The organism is Cupriavidus sp. GW823-FHT07B10 (assembly GCF_058794355.1).
Map to the genome: position 1 here is coordinate 176,047 of NZ_JBXAGS010000009.1, position 20,879 is coordinate 196,925.

General features: G+C 67.3%; 16 protein-coding genes and 2 pseudogenes. 13 read left to right on the top strand and 5 right to left on the bottom strand.

The window, feature by feature from the left end; translation table 11 throughout:
- Nucleotides 1-108 precede the first annotated feature (108 nt).
- Nucleotides 109-1,477, top strand: a pseudogene (locus tag AC1Q6V_RS20135) (glycine betaine ABC transporter substrate-binding protein).
- Here AC1Q6V_RS20135 and AC1Q6V_RS20140 read toward each other — a convergent pair.
- A complete protein-coding gene (locus AC1Q6V_RS20140) occupies nt 1,474-2,892 on the bottom strand; it encodes an aminotransferase-like domain-containing protein (protein WP_010811551.1) in 1,419 nt (472 codons plus the stop codon). The pseudogene AC1Q6V_RS20135 and the gene AC1Q6V_RS20140 overlap by 4 nt on opposite strands.
- A 147-nt stretch (nt 2,893-3,039) precedes the next feature.
- Between AC1Q6V_RS20140 and AC1Q6V_RS20145 the strand changes: the two genes are divergently transcribed.
- The 3 genes from AC1Q6V_RS20145 to AC1Q6V_RS20155 are packed head-to-tail and all read left to right on the top strand — an operon-like array spanning nt 3,040 to nt 6,427.
- Entirely contained in the window at nt 3,040-3,225 is a 186-nt protein-coding gene (locus AC1Q6V_RS20145) for a DUF2970 domain-containing protein (RefSeq protein WP_010811552.1), read from the top strand.
- A 15-nt stretch (nt 3,226-3,240) separates the two neighbouring features.
- On the top strand, nt 3,241-4,575 hold the full coding sequence (locus AC1Q6V_RS20150) for a cytochrome c (protein WP_010811553.1): 1,335 nt from the start codon (nt 3,241-3,243) through the stop codon (nt 4,573-4,575).
- Between the two features lie 7 nt (nt 4,576-4,582).
- Nucleotides 4,583-6,427, top strand: coding sequence for an NAD(P)/FAD-dependent oxidoreductase (locus AC1Q6V_RS20155; RefSeq protein ID WP_454749620.1), 1,845 nt, complete (start codon nt 4,583-4,585; stop codon nt 6,425-6,427).
- A gap of 7 nt (nt 6,428-6,434) precedes the next feature.
- Here the strand turns inward: AC1Q6V_RS20155 and yihG are convergent, their stop codons facing one another.
- Entirely contained in the window at nt 6,435-7,337 is a 903-nt protein-coding gene (gene yihG, locus AC1Q6V_RS20160) for a 1-acylglycerol-3-phosphate O-acyltransferase, YihG family (protein WP_010811555.1), read from the bottom strand.
- 467 nt (nt 7,338-7,804) lie between these two features.
- Nucleotides 7,805-8,134, bottom strand: a complete 330-nt coding sequence (locus AC1Q6V_RS20165) for a hypothetical protein (RefSeq protein WP_454749621.1) — start codon at nt 8,132-8,134, stop codon at nt 7,805-7,807.
- Nucleotides 8,135-8,214: 80 nt separating this feature from the next.
- Between AC1Q6V_RS20165 and AC1Q6V_RS20170 the strand changes: the two genes are divergently transcribed.
- On the top strand, nt 8,215-9,048 hold the full coding sequence (locus AC1Q6V_RS20170; protein ID WP_454749622.1) for an autotransporter family protein: 834 nt from the start codon (nt 8,215-8,217) through the stop codon (nt 9,046-9,048).
- Between the two features lie 24 nt (nt 9,049-9,072).
- Here AC1Q6V_RS20170 and AC1Q6V_RS20175 read toward each other — a convergent pair whose 3' ends face one another.
- Entirely contained in the window at nt 9,073-10,029 is a 957-nt protein-coding gene (locus AC1Q6V_RS20175; protein WP_041687301.1) for a SphA family protein, read from the bottom strand.
- A gap of 238 nt (nt 10,030-10,267) precedes the next feature.
- On the opposite strand from AC1Q6V_RS20175, the gene AC1Q6V_RS20180 reads away from it, so the two are divergent.
- The gene (locus AC1Q6V_RS20180) at nt 10,268-11,128 is read left to right on the top strand and encodes a hypothetical protein (protein WP_454749623.1); all 861 of its coding nucleotides are present in this window, start codon (nt 10,268-10,270) and stop codon (nt 11,126-11,128) included.
- Between the two features lie 17 nt (nt 11,129-11,145).
- Here AC1Q6V_RS20180 and AC1Q6V_RS20185 read toward each other — a convergent pair whose 3' ends face one another.
- Entirely contained in the window at nt 11,146-11,307 is a 162-nt protein-coding gene (locus tag AC1Q6V_RS20185) for a hypothetical protein (protein WP_454749627.1), read from the bottom strand.
- On the opposite strand from AC1Q6V_RS20185, the pseudogene AC1Q6V_RS20190 reads away from it, so the two are divergent.
- The 7 genes and pseudogenes from AC1Q6V_RS20190 (at nt 11,249) to AC1Q6V_RS20220 (ending at nt 20,859) form a co-directional block, all read left to right on the top strand.
- Nucleotides 11,249-12,323, top strand: a pseudogene (locus tag AC1Q6V_RS20190) (BamA/TamA family outer membrane protein). The gene AC1Q6V_RS20185 and the pseudogene AC1Q6V_RS20190 sit on opposite strands and share 59 nt — an antisense overlap.
- 69 nt (nt 12,324-12,392) lie before the next feature.
- Nucleotides 12,393-12,788: a hypothetical protein gene (locus tag AC1Q6V_RS20195; protein WP_011615174.1), complete on the top strand. Its 396-nt coding sequence runs from the start codon at nt 12,393-12,395 to the stop codon at nt 12,786-12,788.
- A gap of 147 nt (nt 12,789-12,935) precedes the next feature.
- The gene (locus AC1Q6V_RS20200) at nt 12,936-14,180 is read left to right on the top strand and encodes a formylglycine-generating enzyme family protein (RefSeq protein ID WP_058697262.1); all 1,245 of its coding nucleotides are present in this window, start codon (nt 12,936-12,938) and stop codon (nt 14,178-14,180) included.
- 64 nt (nt 14,181-14,244) lie between these two features.
- Nucleotides 14,245-15,321 carry an HAD family hydrolase gene (locus AC1Q6V_RS20205; protein ID WP_011615176.1) on the top strand — a complete coding sequence of 359 codons (1,077 nt, stop codon included), beginning with the start codon at nt 14,245-14,247 and terminating at the stop codon, nt 15,319-15,321.
- Between the two features lie 70 nt (nt 15,322-15,391).
- Complete coding sequence (locus AC1Q6V_RS20210; RefSeq protein WP_454749624.1) at nt 15,392-17,149, top strand: arylsulfatase; 1,758 nt, start codon at nt 15,392-15,394, stop codon at nt 17,147-17,149.
- A 93-nt stretch (nt 17,150-17,242) separates the two neighbouring features.
- Nucleotides 17,243-19,888 carry a fused MFS/spermidine synthase gene (locus tag AC1Q6V_RS20215; protein WP_011615178.1) on the top strand — a complete coding sequence of 882 codons (2,646 nt, stop codon included), beginning with the start codon at nt 17,243-17,245 and terminating at the stop codon, nt 19,886-19,888.
- Nucleotides 19,885-20,859 carry an AAA family ATPase gene (locus tag AC1Q6V_RS20220; protein ID WP_010811566.1) on the top strand — a complete coding sequence of 325 codons (975 nt, stop codon included), beginning with the start codon at nt 19,885-19,887 and terminating at the stop codon, nt 20,857-20,859. The genes AC1Q6V_RS20215 and AC1Q6V_RS20220 overlap by 4 nt, the downstream gene beginning before the upstream one ends.
- Nucleotides 20,860-20,879: the final 20 nt, after the last annotated feature.

The following is a 20,879-nucleotide window of genomic DNA, read 5'->3' on the forward strand; positions in this document are numbered from 1 at the left end:
GGGACAGACGTTTTGGCTTGGATCCGCGGCAGTCGGGAGATCGGGAGAACAGGGCGCGCGTTGTGGCGGGCAGTGGCCTGGGTGCTGGCTGCCGCACTCGCGGGCGCGATGCCGGCGCGCGCGGCAGATCCGCTGCGTATCGGCTCCAAGCGCTTCACCGAGTCGTACATCCTTGGCGAACTGCTGACCCAGGCCGCGGGGCCGCCCGGCGCCGCGCAGCACCAGCCAGGGCTGGGCAATACCGCGATCGTCTTCGAGGCGCTGAAGGCCGGCGGCATCGACCTCTATCCCGACTACACCGGCACGCTCGCCGCCGAAATCCTCAAACTGCCCCCGGGGGCCGGCCTCGATGCCATCCAGCGGGCACTGGCGCCGATGGGGCTGGGCGCGGCAATTCCGCTTGGTTTCGAGAACACCTACGCGCTGGCCGTGTCCGATGCCCGCGCCGGCGCGCTGCGCCGGCTGAGCGACCTCGCCGCGCAGCCGCAGTTCAGGCTCGGCCTGTCCCACGAGTTCCTGGGGCGCGCCGACGGCTGGCCGGGGCTGGCCAGCCGCTATGGACTGCCGCAACGCCCGGTCGGGCTGGACCATGGCGTCGCCTACGAGGCCTTGGCCGCGGGGCAGGTCGATGCCATCGACATCTATTCCACCGACGCCAAGATCCGCAAGTACAAGCTGCGCGTGCTGGAAGACGACCGGCACTACTTCCCGCGCTACGACGCAGTAGTGGTCTACCGCCTTGACGTACCGCAGCGCTTCCCGCAGGCCTGGCAGGCATTGGAGCGGCTGGCCGGGCGCGTTAGCGCCGACGACATGATCGCCATGAATGCGGCGGCGGAGATCGATGGCCAGTCATTCGATGCAATCGCGCGCGCGTTCCTCGCCGGCACTGCGGGGCAAAAGGCAACGCATGACGGTGCCGAACCGCGCGGCAACGCTGGTCGGCGTGCCGCTGGGGATGCTGGCGGCGCGGCGGCGGCGCACCGGACAGGCTGTGCTGGGCGTGGTCAACGTGCTGCAGACGGTGCCGTCGCTGGCATTGCTGGCGATGCTGATCCCGCTGCTGGGCCGCATCGGCGTCTGGCCGGCCATGGTGGCGCTGTTTCTCTATGCCTTGCTGCCGATCGTGCGCAATACCGCGACCGGGCTGGAGCAGGTGCCGCAGGGCATGCGCGATGCGGGGCGGGCGCTCGGGCTGCGCGGCGGACAGGTGCTGCGCTATGTAGAACTGCCGCTGGCCTTGCCGGTGCTGCTGGCCGGGGTCAAGACCGCGGCCATCATCAGCGTCGGCACGGCCACAATCGCGGCCTTTGTCGGCGCCGGTGGTTTCGGCGAGCGCATTGCCACCGGGCTGGCGCTCAACGACACAGCGCTGCTGCTGGCCGGCGCAATCCCGGCGGCCGTGCTGGCACTGGTGGTACAGGCAGCGTTCGAGACCCTGGAGTGGGCGCTGCGCCGCCATCGCGATGCGCGCTAGCTGCCTTGCTGCTGCGCGATGAGCCGGCCGAGGGTGGCTACCGCGGCCTCGGCCTCATCGCTCCACAGGTGCCCGTAGTTGAGCCGGATGCAGTTGCGGTAACCCTGCCGCGCCGAGAAGATCGGACCCGGCGCCAGCCCGATGCCTGCCTCCAGTGCGGCATGGTGCAATGCCAATGCATCGAAGCCGGGCGCAAACTCGACCCACAGGAAATACCCGCCCTCCGGCCGGGACACGCGCACATCTTCCGGAAAGTGCTGGCCGATGGCATCGATCATGCGCCCCTGCTGCATCTCCAGCACATGGCGCAGCTTGCGCAGGTGCTTGTCGTAGCCGCCGTGCTGCAGGTATTCGGCCAGCGCCACCTGCGTGGGCACACCGGCAGACAGCGTGGTCATCAGCTTGAGCCGCTGGATGGCTTCGCCAAAGCGGCCCGGCGCCACCCAGCCGATGCGGAAGCCCGGCGCCAGCGTCTTCGAGAACGAACTGCAGTGCATCACCAGCCCCTGCGTATCGAAGGCCTTGGCCGGCAGCGGGCAGCGGTTGCCGAAGTAGAGCTCGCCATAGACATCGTCCTCGATCAGCGGCACCTGGTGGCGCGCCAGCAAGGCCACCAGCGCCTTCTTCTTGTCTTCCGACATGCTGGCGCCGAGCGGATTCTGGAACTGCGTCATGAACCAGCACGCCTTGACCGGGTGCCGTGACAGTGCGGTGTCGAGCGCGCCCAGGTCGATGCCTTCGGCGGGGTCGACCGGGATCTCAACGGCCTTGAGCCGCAGCCGCTCCAGTGCCTGCAGCGAGGCATAGAAGCCGGGCGATTCGATTGCCACCACGTCGCCCGGCTGCGTCACCGCCATCAGGCACAGGTTGAGCGCCTCGAGCGCGCCGTTGGTGACGATCAGGTCCTCGGCCGGCTGCGGCGCGCCCGCGCCCAGGTAGCGCAGCGCGATCTGGCGGCGCAGCGCGGTATTGCCCGGCGGCAGGTCGTTGACCGAGTACCACGGGTCGAGCGCGCGGCCGGCGCGCGCCAGCGACTTGCCCAGCCGCTCCCACGGGAACAGCTCGGGCGAGGGAAAGGCCGAGCCGAACTGCACCAGCTCGCGGTCACGCGCGCCTTCCAGCACGGCGAAGACCAGCTTGGAGATGTCGACCTGCGTCGACACCTGGCGCGACGGCCGCGCCTGCGGCTGGGGCAGCTCGCGCCGCGCAGGTCCCGCCACGTAGTAGCCGGAGCGCTCGCGCGCCCGCACCAGCCCGCGCTCTTCCAGCCGGTAATAGGCCTGGAAGGCGGTCGACGGGCTGACGCCATACTGGGCCACGGTCTTGCGGATCGACGGCAGGCGCGTGCCCGGCGGCAGGCTGCCGTTGCGGATATCGGCAGCCAGGGTCTCGGCAAGGGCTTCGTAGCGTTTCATGGCGGGCGGGGGCGGGGCGGGTGAGCGCATTATCTCCCGGACAGGCAAACTGATACGTAAAATTTCCTGTTATCTGATGCTGTTATGGATGGCACGGACGACCCATAATCGGCACTCGTACACAAAGGCGTTGTGCAAGGAGATGCCATGAACCCGTTGAGGCTGTTGCGGACCGTGCTGTGGGGCTTCTTTGGCCTGCGCCAGGGGCAGGAGCACCAGCGCGACCTGGACACCTTGCGCCCGGTACCGCTGATCCTGACTGGCGTGGCCGTGGCCGCCGGGCTGGTGGTGTGCCTGGTGCTTGCGGCAAACTGGGCGGTATCGGCTGCCTGACCTGAAACTGCTCCCATGCATTTCCTGCCCCAAGGACCTGGTATCGCCACAGCCCGTGCGCTGCGCAAGCTGGCCTGCCTGACGCTGGCGGTGCTGCTGCCCGTGGGCATGGCGCTGGCCGCCACCGACACGCAACAGATCGAACGCGGCCGCTACCTGGCGCGCATCGCCAACTGCGCCGCGTGCCATACCAGCGAAGGCGGCAAGCCGTTTGCCGGCGGGCTGCCGATCCGCACGGCGGTCGGCACGGTTCATTCGACCAATATCACGCCCGATGCCGGCAGCGGCATCGGCGCCTATACGCTGGCCGAGTTCGACCGCGCCTTGCGGCACGGCGTGGCGCGCGATGGCAAGCGGCTCTATCCGGCGATGCCGTATCCCTCGTACGCGCGCATGCGTGCCGAGGACGTGGCGGCGCTGTACGCCTACCTGCGTGCCGAGGTGGCGCCGGTCACGCAGCGCAACCCCGCGCCGCAGATGCGTTGGCCGTTCAGCATGCGCAGCCTGCTGGCCGCGTGGAACGTCCTGTTCGTCGATGACGACCCGGTCCGCACCGACCCCGCGCGCGGCGCAGCCTGGAACCGCGGTGCCTACCTGGTGCAGGCGGTGGCGCACTGTGGCGCCTGCCATACGCCGCGCGGCAACCTGTTCGCCGAGAAGGGGCTGGACGAGCGCAGCCGCCATTTCCTGTCCGGGGCGAGCGTGGAGGGCTGGTCCGCCACCAACCTGACCAGTGACCAGGTCACCGGCCTGGGCGCGTGGTCGCGCGCGGATATCGCCGAGTTCCTGCGCACCGGGCGCAACGGGCACGCGACCTCGTTCGGGCCGATGTCCACGGTGATCTCCACCGCCACCCAGTACATGAGCGCGCCCGACCTCGATGCCGTGGCCGCCTACCTGAAATCCCTGCCCGGCGCGCGCGGCGAGGACAAGCCGTTCCGGCATGATGCCGCCACCGCGCAGCAACTGCGGCAGGGCCGCTTCGATGTGCCCGGTGCGCGCCAGTACGCGGTGTTCTGCATGCCTTGCCACGGCGCCGACGGCAAGGGCTTTGCCCGCGTGTTCCCGCCGCTGGCCGGCAACCCCACCGTGGCCGATCCCGACCCGGCCTCGCTGGTGAACCTGCTGCTCGACGGCGCCGTGACCGCGCGCGTGGGCACCGCGCCGGCGGATTACCACATGCCCGGCTATGGCTGGACGCTGGACGACCAGGAACTGGCCAATGTGCTGACCTTTATCCGCGGCAGCTGGGGCAACCGCGCGGCGCCGGTGCCGGAAGCCGCCGTGGCGGCCCGGCGCAAAGAGCTGGCCGCGCAGCACCCGGCCGCGGCAGGCGACGCATCCCGATGAGCACCCGATGACGATTACGCGCAGAGACTTCCTCAACGGAACCGCCCTGACCATTGCCGCCGGCCTTGCGCCGGTGCAGTTGCTGCACGCGCAGCAGGGCGGGGCAGGCGTGGCGTATCCGCCCGCGCTGACCGGTCTGCGCGGCAACCATGCCGGCACCTACACGCTGGCGCACAGCCTGGCGCGCGAGGGCGCGAAATACCCGGTCGTGCTGGCGCGCGAGGCTTTCGACCTGGTGGTGGTCGGCGGCGGCCTGAGCGGCCTGGCGGCGGCGTGGTTCTACCGGCGCCGTTTCGGCGCCAACCGGCGCATCCTGATCCTGGACAACCACGACGACTTCGGCGGTCATGCCAAGCGCAACGAGTTCACGGTGCGCGGCAAGCGGCTGGTGACCTATGGCGGCAGTGCAGAAATGCCGGCAGGCGCTGCCAGCGACGCCGCGGTGCGCGAACTGCTGGCGGGGATCGGGCTCGATGCCACGCGCCCGCCTGGCACTGTGCCTGCGGATCCCTATGCCGCGCTCGGCATGGGCCGCGCCGTGTTCTTCGATGCCGAGCATTTCGGGCGCGACCAGTGGGTGGCTGGCGATCCGTTCGGCGAGCTGATCGATGTTCGCAGCGGGCAGCAGGCCGGTGCCCCGGACGCGGCTGCCCTGTCGCGCTTCCTGGACAACACGCCTTTGCCTGTGGCGGACCGCGCCGCGCTGGCGCGGCTGGCCGCCGGCACCACCGATTACCTGCCGGCGCTGTCCGGCACCGAGCGCGCGGCAGCGCTGCGCTCCATGCGTTACGCCAGCTTCCTGCGTGACAAGGCCGGCATCGGCCTGGCCGGGCAGCGCTTCCTGCGCAGCCGCAGCAACGATGCCTATGCGCTCGATGCCGATGGGATTTCGGTTGCCGACGCCATCGCCATCGGCCTGCCTGCAGGCGCCAACATGCCCGCGCCGGCGGGCAATGCGCGGCTTGGCAAGTCGCCGGCATCGCGCCTGTGGTTTCCGGATGGCAATGCCTCGCTGGCACGGCTGCTGGTGCAGAGCCTGATCCCGGGCGTGGCGTCGATCGCCCGGCCGGCCGATGTGGTGTCGGCCGCGTTCGACTACAGCCGGCTGGACCGCGACGGGCAGCCGGTGCGCCTGCGCCTGAACAGCACCGCGATCGCGGTCGAGCCCGACGGCAATATCACGCGCGTGACCTACGGGTTCAGCGGCAACCTGCATCGCGTCGAGGCGCGCCACGTGGTGCTGGCCGGCTACAACATGATGATCCCGTACCTGCTGCCGTCGCTGCCGGCCAAGCAGAAAGAGGTGCTGCACAACGAGGCCAAGGCGCCGCTGGTCTACACCAAGGTGGCGCTCGACCACTGGCAGGCGTTCGCCGCGCTGCGCACGCGCCGCATCCACGCGCCGGCCATGGCCTATACCGACCTGTGGCTGGAACCGCCGGCGGGCAGGCAGCCCTCCGATCCGGCCGTGCTGCACATGCTCTATGTGCCGACCGTGCCTGACAGCGGCATGCAGGCGCGCGACCGCTTCCGCGCGGGCCGCGCCTTGCTGCTGGGCACGCCGTTCGACACGCTGGAGCGCGACATCCGCGCGCAGCTTGACCGCATGCTCGGGCACAAGGGCTTTGCTTCGAAGGACGTGATCCGCGGCATCACCGTCAACCGCTGGGCGCATGGCTACAGCTATATGCCCGACAGCCTGGCCGCTGAGAACGTGGCGCCCGACGCGGTGTGGCCCGGGCTGGCCGGCGTCGGCAATATCAGCATCGCCAACAGCGACAATGCCGGCAGCCCTTCGCTGACCGCGGCGGTGGGACAGGGGAAGCGGGCAGTCGAGCGGCTGCCCGGGTAGCAGGGCTTCAGCCTTCGCGCGGCGGCGTCAGCGCATCGATCTCGGCGTCCTTGGCTTCCCACTGGCGTGCCAGCCAGTTGTGGAATTCCGTGCGGAAGGCCTTGTCGCTGCCGTAGTCGGCCTCGCAGAAGGCCGGCGGCACCGGCAACTGCCGCATGCGCACCAGCACCGGGCCGGCGCGTCCGCAGGCCAGGTCCCAGAAGCCTGGCGCGCCTTCCGGGTACACGATGGTGACGTCGAGCAGGGAGCGGAACTTGTTGCCCATCGCATTCAGTGCCACCGCCAGCCCGCCGGCCTTGGGCTTGAGCAGATGGCGGTACGGTGAGTCCTGGGCCGCGCGCTTGGCCTCGGTGAAGCGGGTACCTTCGGCAAACACCATCACGCTGGTCGGCACCAGCGAAAACTTCGCGCAGGCGCGCTTGGCCGTTTCCTGGTCCTGGCGCCGCAACGCCGGATTGCGCCGCAGCTGCGCCTTGCCGTGTCGCTTCATGAACGGAAAGTCCAGCGCCCACCACGCCAGCCCGATAACCGGCACATAGATCAGCTGCTGCTTCAGGAAAAACTTCAGCAGCGGGATACGCCGGTTCAGCGAGCGCTGCAGCACGAAGATATCGGCCCACGACTGGTGGTTGCAGTTGACCAGGTACCAGTCGGCATAGCGCAGTCCCTCATTGCCCTGGACGTCCCACGGCTCACGCTGGATCCACGCGAACCAGCCGGTGTTGCCGGAGATCCAGGCGGTGGCGATGCCGTTGAGCATCGGATCGATGCGCCGCCTGGCGGGGGCAAACGGCAGCACCAGCTTGAGCAGCGCGAGCGGAAACAGCAGCGCGCACCAGAACAGCGTGCTGGCAATCAGAAGCGTCCAGCTCAGGATACCAGTCAGCCACGCGAAACGGCCCCGCGGCACAAGAGCCGGGCGGCGTGCAGCCACGGAGGGGGGCGGGGGCTTGGGTTGGCCCGCGTCAGCGGCGACGGGCGGAGAAGAGGGCAGTGTGGTCATGGGCGCCAGTGTGCAGGCTTGTAATGGATCGGGGCTTGAGCCTGATCAACGCGGACGTTGGCGCGTGGATCCCTCAAGTTGACGCTGCTACCCCGTTCGGGTGACGCAGCAGGCTTAATACAGCCTACCAAATGTTTCACTGGTGCGCAGATTGCCGGTTCCCGAGAATGCAACAAAAATCCTACAAAGGAGATCACTGTGCGAGTTCCGGGACCAGGCATGCAGCACGGTGCCATCATCAAGCGGCGACGCAACCACGCCCTGCGGCCGATTGCCGCGCTGATCGCTTACTGGCTTGCGCCGGCCGGAACCATGGCCCTGGCAACGCTCGAAGTCCGCGCACAGACCGCCTGCGGCACGATTGCCAGCGGCACTTATACGGCACTGTCCTGTACGCCTGCATCGGGCAACGCCGAGATGGAGACCGTGTCAGGCACCACCTTCAATACGAGTACAGGCGCGAGCCTGCGCGCGCTCGCGAGGGGGGCGAATGCCTCGGTGACCCTGACCGGGACCACCATCACGAATACCACCGCCACGGCTGCCAGTGGCGTCGCGTCACAAGTCATCACCAACCCGGGCGATGCCAGCGTGACGTTCAATGGCGGCACCAGCGCCATCACGATGCAAGGGGCCGGCATGGACGGCGTTGCCGTCACCAACAGCACGGCCGGCGGGTCGGCTATCACCGTCAATGCGGGCACGACGCTGAACCTCAACAACCTGGTTGGCGGCAACGAGCGCGACGGGTTCGATATCAATGCCACCGGGGGCGGCAACGCCAGTGCAGGACAAGCCGCGCAGCGGCTGGCTGCGCGCAGTGGGCAAGTGGGAGGGCAGCCGCAGCAAGGACGGCAACTTCCGCACCCGCACCGACAGCTTCCTGCTGCACGGCGGCGCCGAGCTGGCCAGGTGGCGTGTCGCCAGCGAGACCGACCGCCTGCATGTCGGCGTAATGGGCAGCTATGGCAACGCCAGCACCGACGCGGATGCCGCCGGCAACCCCGCGCGGGCCAGGGGCAAAGTGGAAGGGTGGGCTGCGGGTGTCTACGGCACCTGGTACCAGAACGACGAGAACAAGCTGGGCGCCTATGTCGATGCCTGGTTCCAGTATGGCTGGTTCACCAAGCGCGTTGAAGGCGACCAGTTGCCGACGGTGCGATACCACGCGCAGGGACTAGGGCTGTCGGGGGAAGTCGGCTATGCCATCCCACTGCCGCGCGACTGGGTGATTGAGCCGCAGGCGCAGCTCATCTATGTCAACTACAGCGAGGACGACATTGCCGAGCCCAACGGCACGCGCGTCAGCGGGGCGGATTCCAGCGGGATCATCGCGCGGCTGGGCGTACGCACGCATCGGACCTTCGTGCGCGAGGACGGCCGCAAGCTGCAGCCGTATGCGACGGTGAACTGGTGGTATTCCGATACCGACACCAATATCTCGTTCAACCAGTTGCCGATCGGCGGGCTGTATCCGCATAACCGCTTCGAACTGAAGCTGGGGCTGAACGCCGATCTCGGCAAGCGCTGGACCGGCTGGACCAATGTGTCGGGTTCCTGGGGCCAGCAATCCTTTTACCAGTGCGCGCTGAGGGCAGGGGTGAAGTACACGTGGTGAGCGGGCTCACCGCGCGCGCGGCCATCAGAACACGACAGTCGCTGTCCCCATGAACGTGTTCGTGCTCTTCAGGCGGTTCTTGCCGGCAACGGTCGGCACCCAGCGCAAGCCCAGCGACAGCAGGCTCTTCGCGCCGATCTTGGTGTCGTAGGTGACGATCGGGCCCACCGCCCAGTCATGGCCGCGGAAGCCGTTCAGGCGGTCGGCCAGCGGGCCGCTGTCGTCGCCGAGCTGCTGCGTCGTGCCCGCGATCAACCCGAGGCCCGCGCCGTTGGCAAAGCGCTTGAGCAGCATGGTGTCGAGCGTGAACAGCGGTGCGTTCTGGTAGTCGGTGGCGTTGTTGCGGGTGTAGAACTGGACCCCGGCGACGGCATCGAACTCGAGCCCGTGTTCGGGGAACAGCTTGGTGTAGGCCACTTGCGGAATAAACGTCCAGTTGTTCAGGCTGGGGTTGGCCAGTGCGTTGGGATCGTACTTGCCGGTCGGCGCCCACACATTCAGGCTCAGAGCCACATGCTCGGTCTTTGAGAAATGGTAGCCCGCGATGATCGGCGCGAAGGTGATGTCGAACAGGTTCGATGCGGTGTCCTGGGTGCTGGCGCCCCGGCCGCCGGCGCTGATGTTGGCCGTGACCTTGGTCCAGACATAGGGCAGCGTGAAGCTGGAGGCAAAGTTCCAGGGGCCGGTATCGGTGTCCCATACCTTCATCACCGTTGCCAGGGTGAACGCGACCTTGCCGTCCACGCCCAGCGCCGTCTTGCCTGCGATGGGCACGTTTCGGCTGCCGCCGATCGAGCCATCCAGGTAGATCTCGCCGACGTTCACGATGAGCGCGGGTTCCGGCGACACGATCCCTACATTGGGGAGCACGCTGGTGCCGGTCACGGGTCGCCCCAGGGCGCCTTCAGTCGCGTTCGCACCTGCACAGGCAAAGAGGAAGGAAGCAGCAATGGCCAGCCGGTTTGCGATGGTCGTTGACATATTCAAGGAACAAGGAATGCAAGGCCGGCCAGGCGCTTGCCGGAATGCCGGCCTCTGGCGCATGCCTGCCCGCGCCAGCTATAGTGAAATTACACAGTAAGGCAATGCCCCACCCTCATATTTTCGTGACATTGCATACTACCAGCAAAGACCCCTGTCACTGCCAGCGCGCAAGCCGACGAAAATCTTCATCACGGCATCGCAAATATTTACTTCACAGGCCTTGAGGCGGTCTGCGATGATGGAAGCGCCATATTCAATCGGCGGGCGTTACCAATTTCATTCAGGGCAACGATTCCAAATGAATTCAGTCATGCAGGGATTAAGGCTTGCTGCGGGCAGCGTGGCAGCAACATTGCCGGCGCTTGCCTGTGCGGCAGGGCCCTCGACGGATGACATGAATGCGTCAAATAATCCGCTGAGCCCGACCATTACCCTGAATCTGCAGGACCAGTACGTGGGACGCTATTACGGACTCGGCGACGAGGACGGAAACAGCGTCCTGCTGCGCGGCACCATTCCGCACAAGCTGTTCGGGTTGCCGCAGATCGTCCGGTTCACGATGCCCGTCGTCACCACGCCGAATGTCGCGCCGGATGGCAGCAAGACCGGACTGGGCGACCTGAACCTGTTCAACCTGGTGTTGCTCAAGGGCCTGGGCATGGAATGGGGCATTGGCCCCCAACTCACCATTCCCACGGCATCGCGCGACCAGACCGGCACCGGGAAGTGGCAGGCCGGCCTGGCCGGCGTGGGTATTTCCCCGCAGAAATGGGGCATGATCGGCGGGCTCGTGACCTGGCAGCATTCATTTGCCGGGGAAAGCGACCGGCCCACCCAGGACAACCTGACCGCGCAGCCGTTCGTGATCTATAACCTGCCGCAAGGCAGGTACCTGCGCAGCACCGCAACCTGGAATTTCGACCTCAAGCGTGGGAATTACTACATCCCCCTCGGTATCGGCGCGGGCAAGATCTGGAAAATCGGCAAGGAAATCTACAACCTGTTTGCCGAGCCGCAATGGACGGTGGGGCACGAGGGAGTCGGGGTGCCCAAATTCCAGGTGTTCATGGGCTTGAATATCCAGTTCCCGCTGTAGCCATAAGCAGGGACCTTTCATAACTTGCCGATGACCCGCTCCCAGGCAAGCCAGCGCATTGCATCGCTGCTAAGCGCACTGGCCTTGCTCTGGTGCGACGCCGCCTTCGGCCAGGCTGAAGTGCCGGCTGAAAAGAAACCGCTGTCGTTCTTCGATCCTGAGGACGGCAAGCTGGACATGAGCGACTTCCTGCTCAATCACAAGGGCGCGCTGCCGGTGCCGGTCGTTATCACGGAACCAGCCGTTGGCTACGGCGGCGGGCTGGGGCTGATGTTCTTCTCGGAATCCATGGCGGATGCGGCGGCCAGCGCCAAGGCCAGTGGAAAGGGGCCCGCACCGCCGAACATTACAGCCATCGGCGGTGCGTATACGGAAAACGGCACCTGGTGGCGCAGGCGTGGCGCACTTCCACACGTGGGACGGCGACCGCTACCGTTATCTTGGGGGCATCGCCAAGGTCAATGCAAACCTGGACTACTTCGGCTTGCTGAACCAGCCCCGTGCCTACGAACTCAGAGGCGTGGCATTGGTGCAGCAACTGCTCGTGCGGGTTGCCGATACGCGTTGGTACGTGGGGCCGCGCTACGTGTATTTCGATTCGACCGCGACCTTCAAGGTTGGCGATGCGGGTGAACTCGGCAGCTTCGACAAGACCCAGCGCATCGGCAAGGCCGGGTTGGTGGTCGACTACGACTCGCGCGACAACATCTTCTATCCCAGCCGCGGCAGCTATGCCGAGCTGGAGGCGCAGTTCGCGCGCGGCGGCTTCGGCAGCACGCAGTCATTCAATATGTATAACGCGCGCGGCTTCACCTGGCTGCCGCTGGCGCGCACCGTGATCCTGGGGCTGCGCGCCGATACGCGCTTTTCCACCGGCGACGTGCCGTTCTACGCGCAGCCGTTCGTGGACCTGCGCGGGGTACAGAAGGGGCGCTGCCAGGACCGCAATGCGCTGGCGGCAGAAATGGAGCTGCGCTGGGACGTGACGCCGCGCTGGTCGCTGCTGGGCTTCACCGGCCTGGGCAAGGCATATGGGCGCTGGCATGATTTTTCCGATGCATCGACCATCTACAGCGTAGGCGCGGGCTTTCGCTACATGATTGCGCGCAAGCTGGGGGTGTCGATCGGTCTCGATGTGGCCCACAGCAAGGGCCAGAACGCCTTCTATATCCAGGTGGGGAGCGCATGGCACTGAGTAGCGAGGTCCGCTCGATGTGCCGGTAGGCTGTCCTGGCGCCCACGCGCCCAACCTGCTCGCTACGCTATGGCAATCAAGAAGATCAAGGACAGGCGGGGCATGATGGCCAGGCTGTCCGCCTCCGATGAGACGTCCAGCCGGAACTACCTGCGCGAAGCGGTGCTGCTGTGCGAAACGCATCTGGCCGGGCTGCCGGATGTCTCCAAGCCTTACTTCGGCGGGCACTTCGTCTGGCAAAACCGCGTTCACTACTATGTGGCAGGCCAGGAGAACGGCGGCCGCAGCCGCTTGATCGAGGTGTTCGTGATCGACGCTGGCGAAAACCTGGAGCCGCTGCACGCCTTTCAGTATCCGCCACCGCTGGCAGCGCTGTTTCCGGCGGACTACGGCATCCTCAATGAGGGTGAGGAAGATCCGGCGGCCCTGACGAAGATGGTGCCAAGGGCAGATAGCGAGCGATGAGCAGGGCGCCAGTGGCAGTGCGCGCAAGAAAAACTTAATTCACTTGGCCCCCGAACGAGAAAAAGCTGACTTCTGATAACCGTAGCCATCTGAGATCATGATTTGCGCTGAATCAGCATGATTCTTGTATACAAAGAGGCGGAGTGAATGAGCGGACGACGTAAAGGCAGCAATCCCGGCGCGGGCGCGGGGCGTTCCGGCTCGGTTGCGCTTGCCGCGGGACGGCGCAGCGGGCAGAGGGCACTGATCCTGGTGCTGCTGGGTCTCGGGGTCGCAGCAGGCCTCGGCGCCAGCTACTGGTACATGAAGGGGCGGACGCCAACGGCGCCCGCCATCGTCATCGGCGATGGCAAGCGCGGACCCGCTGGCATGGTGCGCGTGCCCGGCGGTGAGTTCCTGATGGGCAGCGACAGCAAGATGGCGCAGCCCAACGAAAAGCCGGCCCACAAGGTGCGCGTGCACGCCTTCTGGATGGACCAGCACCACGTCACCAACGCGGAATTCCGCAAGTTCGTCGAAGCCACGGGCTACGTCTCGACCGCGGAACGGGCACCTGACTGGGAAACCCTGCGGGTCCAGCTGCCGCCCGGCACGCCGCGCCCGCCCGACAGCGCCATGGTGGCCGGCGGCATGGTCTTCGTGGGCACGCCGCGGCCGGTGCCGCTGCAGGACTACTCGCGCTGGTGGCGTTATGTGCCCGGTGCCGACTGGCGCCATCCGACCGGCCCTGGCAGCTCGATCGAAGGCAAGGACAACCACCCGGTGGTCCAGGTCTCGTATGAAGACGCGCAGGCCTACGCCAAGTGGGCCGGCAAGCGCCTGCCCACCGAGGCGGAATGGGAGTTTGCCGCGCGCGGCGGGCTGGAGCAGGCCAACTATGCCTGGGGCGAGCAGTTCGCCCCCGACGGCAAGCAGATGGCCAATGTCTGGCAGGGCCAGCAGAACCAGCCGTTCCCGGTGGTCAGCCCCAAGGCGGGCGGGGCGCTCGGCACCAGCCCGGTTGGCACTTTCCCGCCCAACGGCTATGGCCTGGCCGACATGACCGGCAATGCCTGGCAGTGGGTGTCCGACTGGTATCGGGCCGACCAGTTCCGGCGCGAGGCCGGCAAGGCCCAGCCGATCGAAAACCCGGTCGGCCCGATGGCCTCGTGGGATCCGGCCGAGCCCGGCGTCCCGGTGAATGCGCCCAAGCGCGTCACGCGCGGCGGCTCCTTCCTCTGCAACGAGGATTTCTGCCTCAGTTACCGCCCCAGCGCGCGGCGCGGGACCGACCCGTACAACAGCATGTCGCACCTCGGTTTCCGGCTGGTGATGGACGAGGGCCGCTGGGCGGAACGGCAACGGCAGGCGCCGGTGGCCTTGGCCGGCCAGTCCGGGCAGGCGGCTCGATAGCGCTGCGCCCGTGCGAACCAAAGCACAACGACGAGCACGACAGCACGCGACAGGAGTGAACCATATGGACATCGCTGCCACCCGCGGATTCCTAGCCAGCCCCTCGCGCAGGGCCATTGCCGCGCTGGTGCTGGCCGGCCTTGCGCTTGCGGGCTGTTCGACGCCCGCCACGGCGCCCGAGTCTCAGGCCGCCGTCACCCAGGCGGCGCAGCCGGCCGCGCAGGCTTTGGCGTCGTGGCGCGACGGTGCGGCACGGCAGGCACTGCTGAAGTTTGTTGCCGACGTGACGCGCAAGGGCTCGCCGACATTCGTGCCGCCCGAGGAGCGCGTCGCAGTGTTCGACAACGACGGCACGCTGTGGAGCGAGCAGCCGCTGTACTTCCAGTTCTTCTTCCTGCTCGACCAGATCCGCGCCGCCGCGCCGCAACACCCGGAGTGGCGCAACAACCCCGCCTTCAAGGCGCTGATGGCCAACGACATGGAGGGCCTGATGCGCAACGAGAAGCAGCTGGCCGGCCTGGTCGTCACGGCCAACAGCGGCATGACCACGGACGAGTATGACCGCACCATCCGCGACTGGCTGGCGAAATCGCGGCATCCCAGGTTCAACCGGCCCTATACCGAGCTGGTCTATCAACCGCAGCTGGAACTGCTGTCCTACCTGCGCGCCAACGGCTTCAAGACCTACATCGTCTCCGGCGGCACCATCGAGTTCATGCGCCCCTGGAGCCAGGCTGTCTATGGCATTCCGCCCGAGCAGGTGATCGGCTCCTCGCAGGCCGTGCGCTACCTGGTGCGCGACGGCAAGCCGGTGCTGGTGCGCGACCCCAAGCTGGAATTCGTGGATGACGGGCCGGGCAAGCCGGTCGGCATCTACCGCCATATCGGCCGCCGGCCGATCCTCGCCGTGGGCAACTCCGACGGCGACCTGCAGATGCTGGAGTACACCACCGGCGGCGACGGTCCGCGCATGGGCGTGCTGGTGCATCACGACGATGCCGAGCGCGAGTTCGCCTATGACCGCCAGTCAAAGGTGGGCAAGCTCGACAAGGCACTGGACGCTGCCCGCGCCAAGGGCTGGACGGTGGTCAGCATGAAGCAGGACTGGCAGCAGGTTTACCCCACGGCTGGTGCGAAGTAGGCAGAAGAGGGAGCCGGCATGCCAGGCGTGCCGGACGCAGGTTGAAGCTGTTTGACTATCGGGAGCAGCAATGCAACGAATGACAGAGTCCACCCCGGCAAGGCGCGGCGCGCGCTTTGCCATGGCCGCAATGGCGATCGCCATCGCGGCGATCGCCGGCTGCAAGAAGGCAGACGAGCCCAAACAGCAGGCGCCTGCCGCGCAGCAGCCGGCGACCCCGGCCCCGGCTGCGGCGGCGCCGGACACGTCCGCGACGCCGGCACAGCCGCCGGCGCAGTCCAACCTGCCGGTTGCACCTGAAGCCGCTTCCGCGCCAGTGGCTGTCAATACGTCGGGCAAGAAGCCCAACATCCTGGTGATCTTCGGCGACGACATCGGCCAGACCAACATCAGCGCCTACAGCATGGGCGTGGTGGGCCATCGCACGCCGAACATCGACCGCATCGCCCGTGAGGGGATGATCTTCACCGACTACTACGCCGAGAACAGCTGCACGGCGGGCCGCTCGTCGTTCATCACGGGCCAGTCGCCGCTGCGCACCGGCCTGTCGAAGGTAGGCGCGCCGGGGGCGACCGTGGGCTTGCAAGCCCGCGATGTGACCATTGCCGAGGCCCTCAAGCCGCTCGGCTACGCCACCGGCCAGTTCGGCAAGAACCACCTGGGCGACCGCGACGAGTACCTGCCGACCAAGCACGGTTTCGACGAATTCTACGGCAACCTCTATCACCTGAATGCCGAAGAAGAACCGCAGCGCCCGTACTGGCCGAAGGACAAGAACGATCCATTCGTGAAGAACTTCTCGCCGCGTGGCGTGCTGCACTCCACGGCCGACGGCAAGATCGAGGATACCGGTGCACTGACTACCAAGCGCATGGAGACCATCGACGACGAGACCACCGACGCGGCGCAGAAGTTCATTACCAAGCAGGTCCAGGCCGACAAGCCGTTCTTTGTCTGGATGAACACAACCCGCATGCACGCGTTCACCCATGTGCGTCAGTCCATGCAGGGCCAGAGCGGCATGCCCGGCAACGATTACGCCGACGGCATGATCGAGCACGACGGCGACGTCGGCAAGCTGCTCAAGACGCTCGATGACCTGAAGATCGCGGACAACACCATCGTCATCTACACCACCGACAACGGCCCCAACCAGTGGTCCTGGCCTGATGCGGCAAGCACGCCGTTCCGCAGCGAGAAAAACACCAACTGGGAAGGCGCGTTCCGCGTACCGGCGATGATCCGCTGGCCGGGCAAGATCAAGGCGGGCACCGTCAGCAACGAGATGTTCTCCGGGCTTGACTGGTTCCCGACGCTGCTGGCTGCCGTTGGCGACGGCGATATCAAGGAGCGGCTGCTAAAGGGTACGTCGCTTGGCAGCAAGAACGCCAAGGTACACCTCGACGGCTACAACCAGTTGGCGTACCTGACGGGGCAGACCAACAAGGGCGCGCGCAAGGAGTTCTATTACTTCAACGACGACGGCGTGCTCGTGGCGATGCGCTATGACGACTGGAAGGTCGTCTTCTGCGAGCAGACTACACCGGGCGGGTTCCAGGTCTGGCAGGATCCGTTCAAGTGCCTGCGGGTGCCGAAGATCTTCAACCTGCGCATGGATCCGTATGAACGCGCAGACATCGTTTCTGACCAGTACAACGACTGGCTGGGCAAGAACGCGTACCTGACCGAGATCGGGACGATGAAGGCTGCGGCGTTCCTCCAGACCTTCGTCAACTACCCGCCGAGCCAGCGCCCGGCCAGCTTCAGCATCGACCAGGTGCGCGAGCAGGTCGACAAGAGGATTGAAGAATCGATGAAGAAGAAGTAATGCAGTCAGTCATCAGCGCCGTCCGCCTGTGACGGCAGTTGAAACCGGCGAAGGCCCGCGTACGCGCGGGCCTTCGCGCCAACGGTCCAGTTCATGATCGAATCTCATGCCGCCCCGGGCGGCAATGGTGGCAAGGACGGGCGCCGGGCGCGCTCCGTGAAGACCGAATATTCCGCATCCGCCTTGGCGCTGCGGGGCAACACGGCCGACCAGACGTGGCTTTGGGCGGCCGTGTTGCTGTTCATATCCGGCACGGCCGGACTGGTTTACCAGATCGTCTGGATCCGCCAGCTGTCGCTGGTGGTGGGCGTCGACGTGCACGCGGTCACCACCGCGGTCAGCGCCTTTTTTGGCGGGCTGGCCCTGGGCGGCTGGCTGTTCGGCCGCGTGGCCGACCGCCACGGCAATCCGCTGCGCCTGTATGCGTGGCTCGAAATCGGCGTCCTGGTGCTGGGCATCGGCGCCACCGTGGCGCTGGCGCATGCGGCAGCGCCGTTCGCCTGGCTGGAGCAGCGCACCGGATGGCTGGCGTGGGCCTTGCCCTTTGTGCTGGTGATCCTGCCTGCAGCCGCCATGGGCGGCACCTTGCCGGTGCTGATGCGCGTGCTGACGCCAGGCGCCGGCCGTGTGGGCGTGCATGGCGGGCGGCTGTATGCCGCCAATACGGCCGGCGCCATCGCCGGCACGCTGCTGGCTGGATTCGTGCTGGTGCCGCTGCTGGGCATCCTGGGCAGTGCGGTCACGGCAGGCATGCTCAATGGCGCCGCGGCGCTGGTGGCCTGGCTGCTGGCTGCGCGCACGCAAGCTGCGGCCGAGCCGGTTGCCGCCGCTGCCGGGCAAGGCGCCGCTGCCGGCGGCGATGCCGCCAACGGCCGGCTGGCGCTGGTGCTGTATGCCGCTGCCGGCGGCATTGCCCTCGGCTACGAAGTGGTCTGGTCGCAGGCCATCGTGCAGTTCCTCAGCACGCGTACCTTCGCTTTTACCGTGGTGTTGGCAACGTACCTTGCCGGCCTGGCTATCGGCAGCGCGCTGGCTGCGCGCCATGCCGACCGGGTGCGCGACCCCTGGGGCGCCTTCGGTCTGCTGGTGACGGGGGCGGGGCTGGTGGCGTTGCTTGAATTCGTGCTGCTGGGCGAATGGCTGCTGCGGGCGCAGGGCAGCCTGTCCGCCTGGGTGCAGGGGCTGACGTCCAGCCCGCTGGTGGCGGCCTGTGCCAGCTTTGCGCTGGCGGCGCTGTCGGTCGTGTTCGTGCCCACGCTGTTGCTGGGCGCGGCGTTCCCCTTCGTGCTCCGCGTGAGCGTCGATAGCCGGCACGTCGGCGCCGGCGTCGGCAGCGTGGTGGCGCTCAATACTCTGGGCGGCATCGCCGGCACGGCGCTGGCCGGCTTTGTGCTGGTGCCATACCTGGGGCTGGTGCATACGCTGTCTCTGCTGGCAGTGAGCGCTGGCGTGGTCGGCGTGGTGGCGGTGGCGCTGGGTAGTGGTGTGCGCCGCGTAGCGCGCTGGGCGGTGCCGATGGTCAGTGTGCTGGCCGTGATCGCCGCCGCGCTGGCGCCTGCGGACCGGCTCGCCACGCTGCTGGCGCGCGCCCGCGGCGGCGACCTGGTGTTCTACGAGGAGGGCCGCGGCGCGACCGTGGCCGTGGTGGAGCAGACCTCGTCCAGCAACCGCTTCCGACGCCTGTATATCCAGGGCGTCTCCAATTCGGGCGATGCCATGACCTCGCAGCGCTATATGCGGCTGCAGGCGCTGCTGCCGTTGATCGTGCACAACGGCACGCCCAAATCCACCCTGGTCATCGGCCTTGGCACCGGTATCACGGCCGGCGCCACGCTGGCCTGGCCTGGCCTTGAACACCGCGTGGTGGCGGAACTGCTGCCGCCGGTGGCGCGCGCCGTGCCCAACTTCGAGGGCAATTTCGGCGTGGCCACCGACAAGCGCATGGACATCCGCCTGCGCGACGGCCGGCGTGAACTGCTGCAAAGCACGCAGCAGTACGACCTGATCACCCTGGAGCCGCCGCCTCCGTCGGCGGCCGGCGTGGTCAACCTGTATTCGACCGATTTCTACCGCCTCGCGGCAGCGCGGCTGCAACCCGGCGGGCTGGTGGCGCAGTGGCTGCCGCTGCCGACGCAGAACGACGAAGACACCCGCATGCTGGTGCGCAGCTTCCTGGACGTGTTCCCGCACGCCATGCTGTGGACCACCGAGCTGCACGAGATGATGCTGGTGGGTTCGCTGTCGCCGCTGGCGCTGGATGCCGCGCGCATCCGCACGCGCTTTGAACAGCCGGAAGTTGCTGCCGCGCTGCAGGCCGTGGGCGTGCGCTCGCCGGCGGCGCTGATGGCGACCTGGGTCACCGACCGCGCCGGCCTGGACTGGTATGCGGCCGATGCGCCGGCCGTCACCGATGACCGCCCGCGCATCGAATACGCCGGCTGGGTCCGCCGCGACGCCTTCCCGGAAACCTTGTCCAGGCTGCTGTCGCTGCAAAGCGAACCCCCGCTGGCGGGCGCCGATGACGCATTCTGGCGCGACTTGCGCCGCGAGCGCGAAGTGCTGCACACCTTCTACCGCGCCGGCCTCGATGCCTACCGCGGTGACCGCGAAGCCTGGGCCAGCCATATCACGCAGGCCATGCGCGCCGATCCCGACAATCCCTACTACGCCTGGTTCGTCGGCGGCCAGTCAGCTCGCCCCGCCCGCCGCGCACCTGCTGAACCAAGGAACACGCCATGAGCGCACGCGACGACGTCCTGGCCCTGCAGCAGCGCATGGGCGAATCGATTGTGGGGCAGCAGCGCATGATCGAACGCTTGCTGCTTGGCCTGTTGGCCGATGGCCACCTGCTGGTGGAAGGGTTGCCGGGGCTGGCCAAGACGCGGGCCATCAAGATGCTGGCGCGCAACCTGGATGCGCGGCTGTCGCGGATCCAGTTCACGCCGGACCTGCTGCCCGCCGACATCACGGGTTCAGAGGTGTACTTCACCGAAGGCGGCAAGGGCGAGTTCCGATTCCAGGCCGGCCCGGTGTTCGCCAACCTGGTGCTGGCGGACGAGGTCAACCGCTCGCCGGCCAAGGTGCAGGCGGCTCTGCTGGAAGCCATGGAGGAGCGCCAGGTCACCGTCGGCGGCACCACCCACAAGCTGGAGCCGCTGTTCCTGGTGATGGCCACGCAGAACCCGATCGAGCAGGAGGGCACCTATCCGCTGCCCGAGGCCCAGATGGATCGCTTCCTGATGCATGTCAGCGTGGGCTATCCCGAGGCGGACGCCGAGGCCGACATCGTCAAGCTGGCCCGCGAGGAAGAGGCCGGCGGCGGGGCGGGGGGCGGGGCGCAGGCAGTGCGGCTGGCTCCCGAAGCGATCTTCGCCGCGCGGGCGGAGATCCATGGCATCCATGTCAGCGATGCGGTGGAGCGCTACATCGTGACGCTGGTGCAAGCCACGCGCGCCCCCAAGCCCGTGGACGACGACCTCGACAAGTGGATCCAGATCGGCGTGAGCCCGCGCGGCTCGATCGGGCTGGACAAGGTGGCGCGCGCGCACGCCTGGCTGCATGGGCGCGATTTCGTCACGCCCGAGGATGTGCAGGCGGTGGTGCACGACGTGTTCCGCCACCGGCTGATCCTGTCGTACGAGGCGCATGCGGCCGGCATCGGTGCCGATGCCGCAATCGACCGCCTGGTGCAGCGGGTGGCGGTGGCTTGACGGCGCGCGAGGGCTAGCCG

What these genes read in the sequence shown, in the direction of transcription:
- AC1Q6V_RS20140 (WP_010811551.1), bottom strand. Translation starts at nt 2,892, where the DNA reads ATGAAACGCTACGAAGCCCTTGCCGAGACCCTGGCTGCCGATATCCGC.
- AC1Q6V_RS20145 (WP_010811552.1), top strand. Translation starts at nt 3,040, where the DNA reads ATGAACCCGTTGAGGCTGTTGCGGACCGTGCTGTGGGGCTTCTTTGGC.
- AC1Q6V_RS20150 (WP_010811553.1), top strand. Translation starts at nt 3,241, where the DNA reads ATGCATTTCCTGCCCCAAGGACCTGGTATCGCCACAGCCCGTGCGCTG.
- AC1Q6V_RS20155 (WP_454749620.1), top strand. Translation starts at nt 4,583, where the DNA reads ATGACGATTACGCGCAGAGACTTCCTCAACGGAACCGCCCTGACCATT.
- AC1Q6V_RS20175 (WP_041687301.1), bottom strand. Translation starts at nt 10,029, where the DNA reads ATGTCAACGACCATCGCAAACCGGCTGGCCATTGCTGCTTCCTTCCTC.
- AC1Q6V_RS20180 (WP_454749623.1), top strand. Translation starts at nt 10,268, where the DNA reads ATGATGGAAGCGCCATATTCAATCGGCGGGCGTTACCAATTTCATTCA.
- AC1Q6V_RS20185 (WP_454749627.1), bottom strand. Translation starts at nt 11,307, where the DNA reads ATGTCCAGCTTGCCGTCCTCAGGATCGAAGAACGACAGCGGTTTCTTT.
- AC1Q6V_RS20195 (WP_011615174.1), top strand. Translation starts at nt 12,393, where the DNA reads ATGGCAATCAAGAAGATCAAGGACAGGCGGGGCATGATGGCCAGGCTG.
- AC1Q6V_RS20200 (WP_058697262.1), top strand. Translation starts at nt 12,936, where the DNA reads ATGAGCGGACGACGTAAAGGCAGCAATCCCGGCGCGGGCGCGGGGCGT.
- AC1Q6V_RS20205 (WP_011615176.1), top strand. Translation starts at nt 14,245, where the DNA reads ATGGACATCGCTGCCACCCGCGGATTCCTAGCCAGCCCCTCGCGCAGG.
- AC1Q6V_RS20210 (WP_454749624.1), top strand. Translation starts at nt 15,392, where the DNA reads ATGCAACGAATGACAGAGTCCACCCCGGCAAGGCGCGGCGCGCGCTTT.
- AC1Q6V_RS20215 (WP_011615178.1), top strand. Translation starts at nt 17,243, where the DNA reads ATGATCGAATCTCATGCCGCCCCGGGCGGCAATGGTGGCAAGGACGGG.
- AC1Q6V_RS20220 (WP_010811566.1), top strand. Translation starts at nt 19,885, where the DNA reads ATGAGCGCACGCGACGACGTCCTGGCCCTGCAGCAGCGCATGGGCGAA.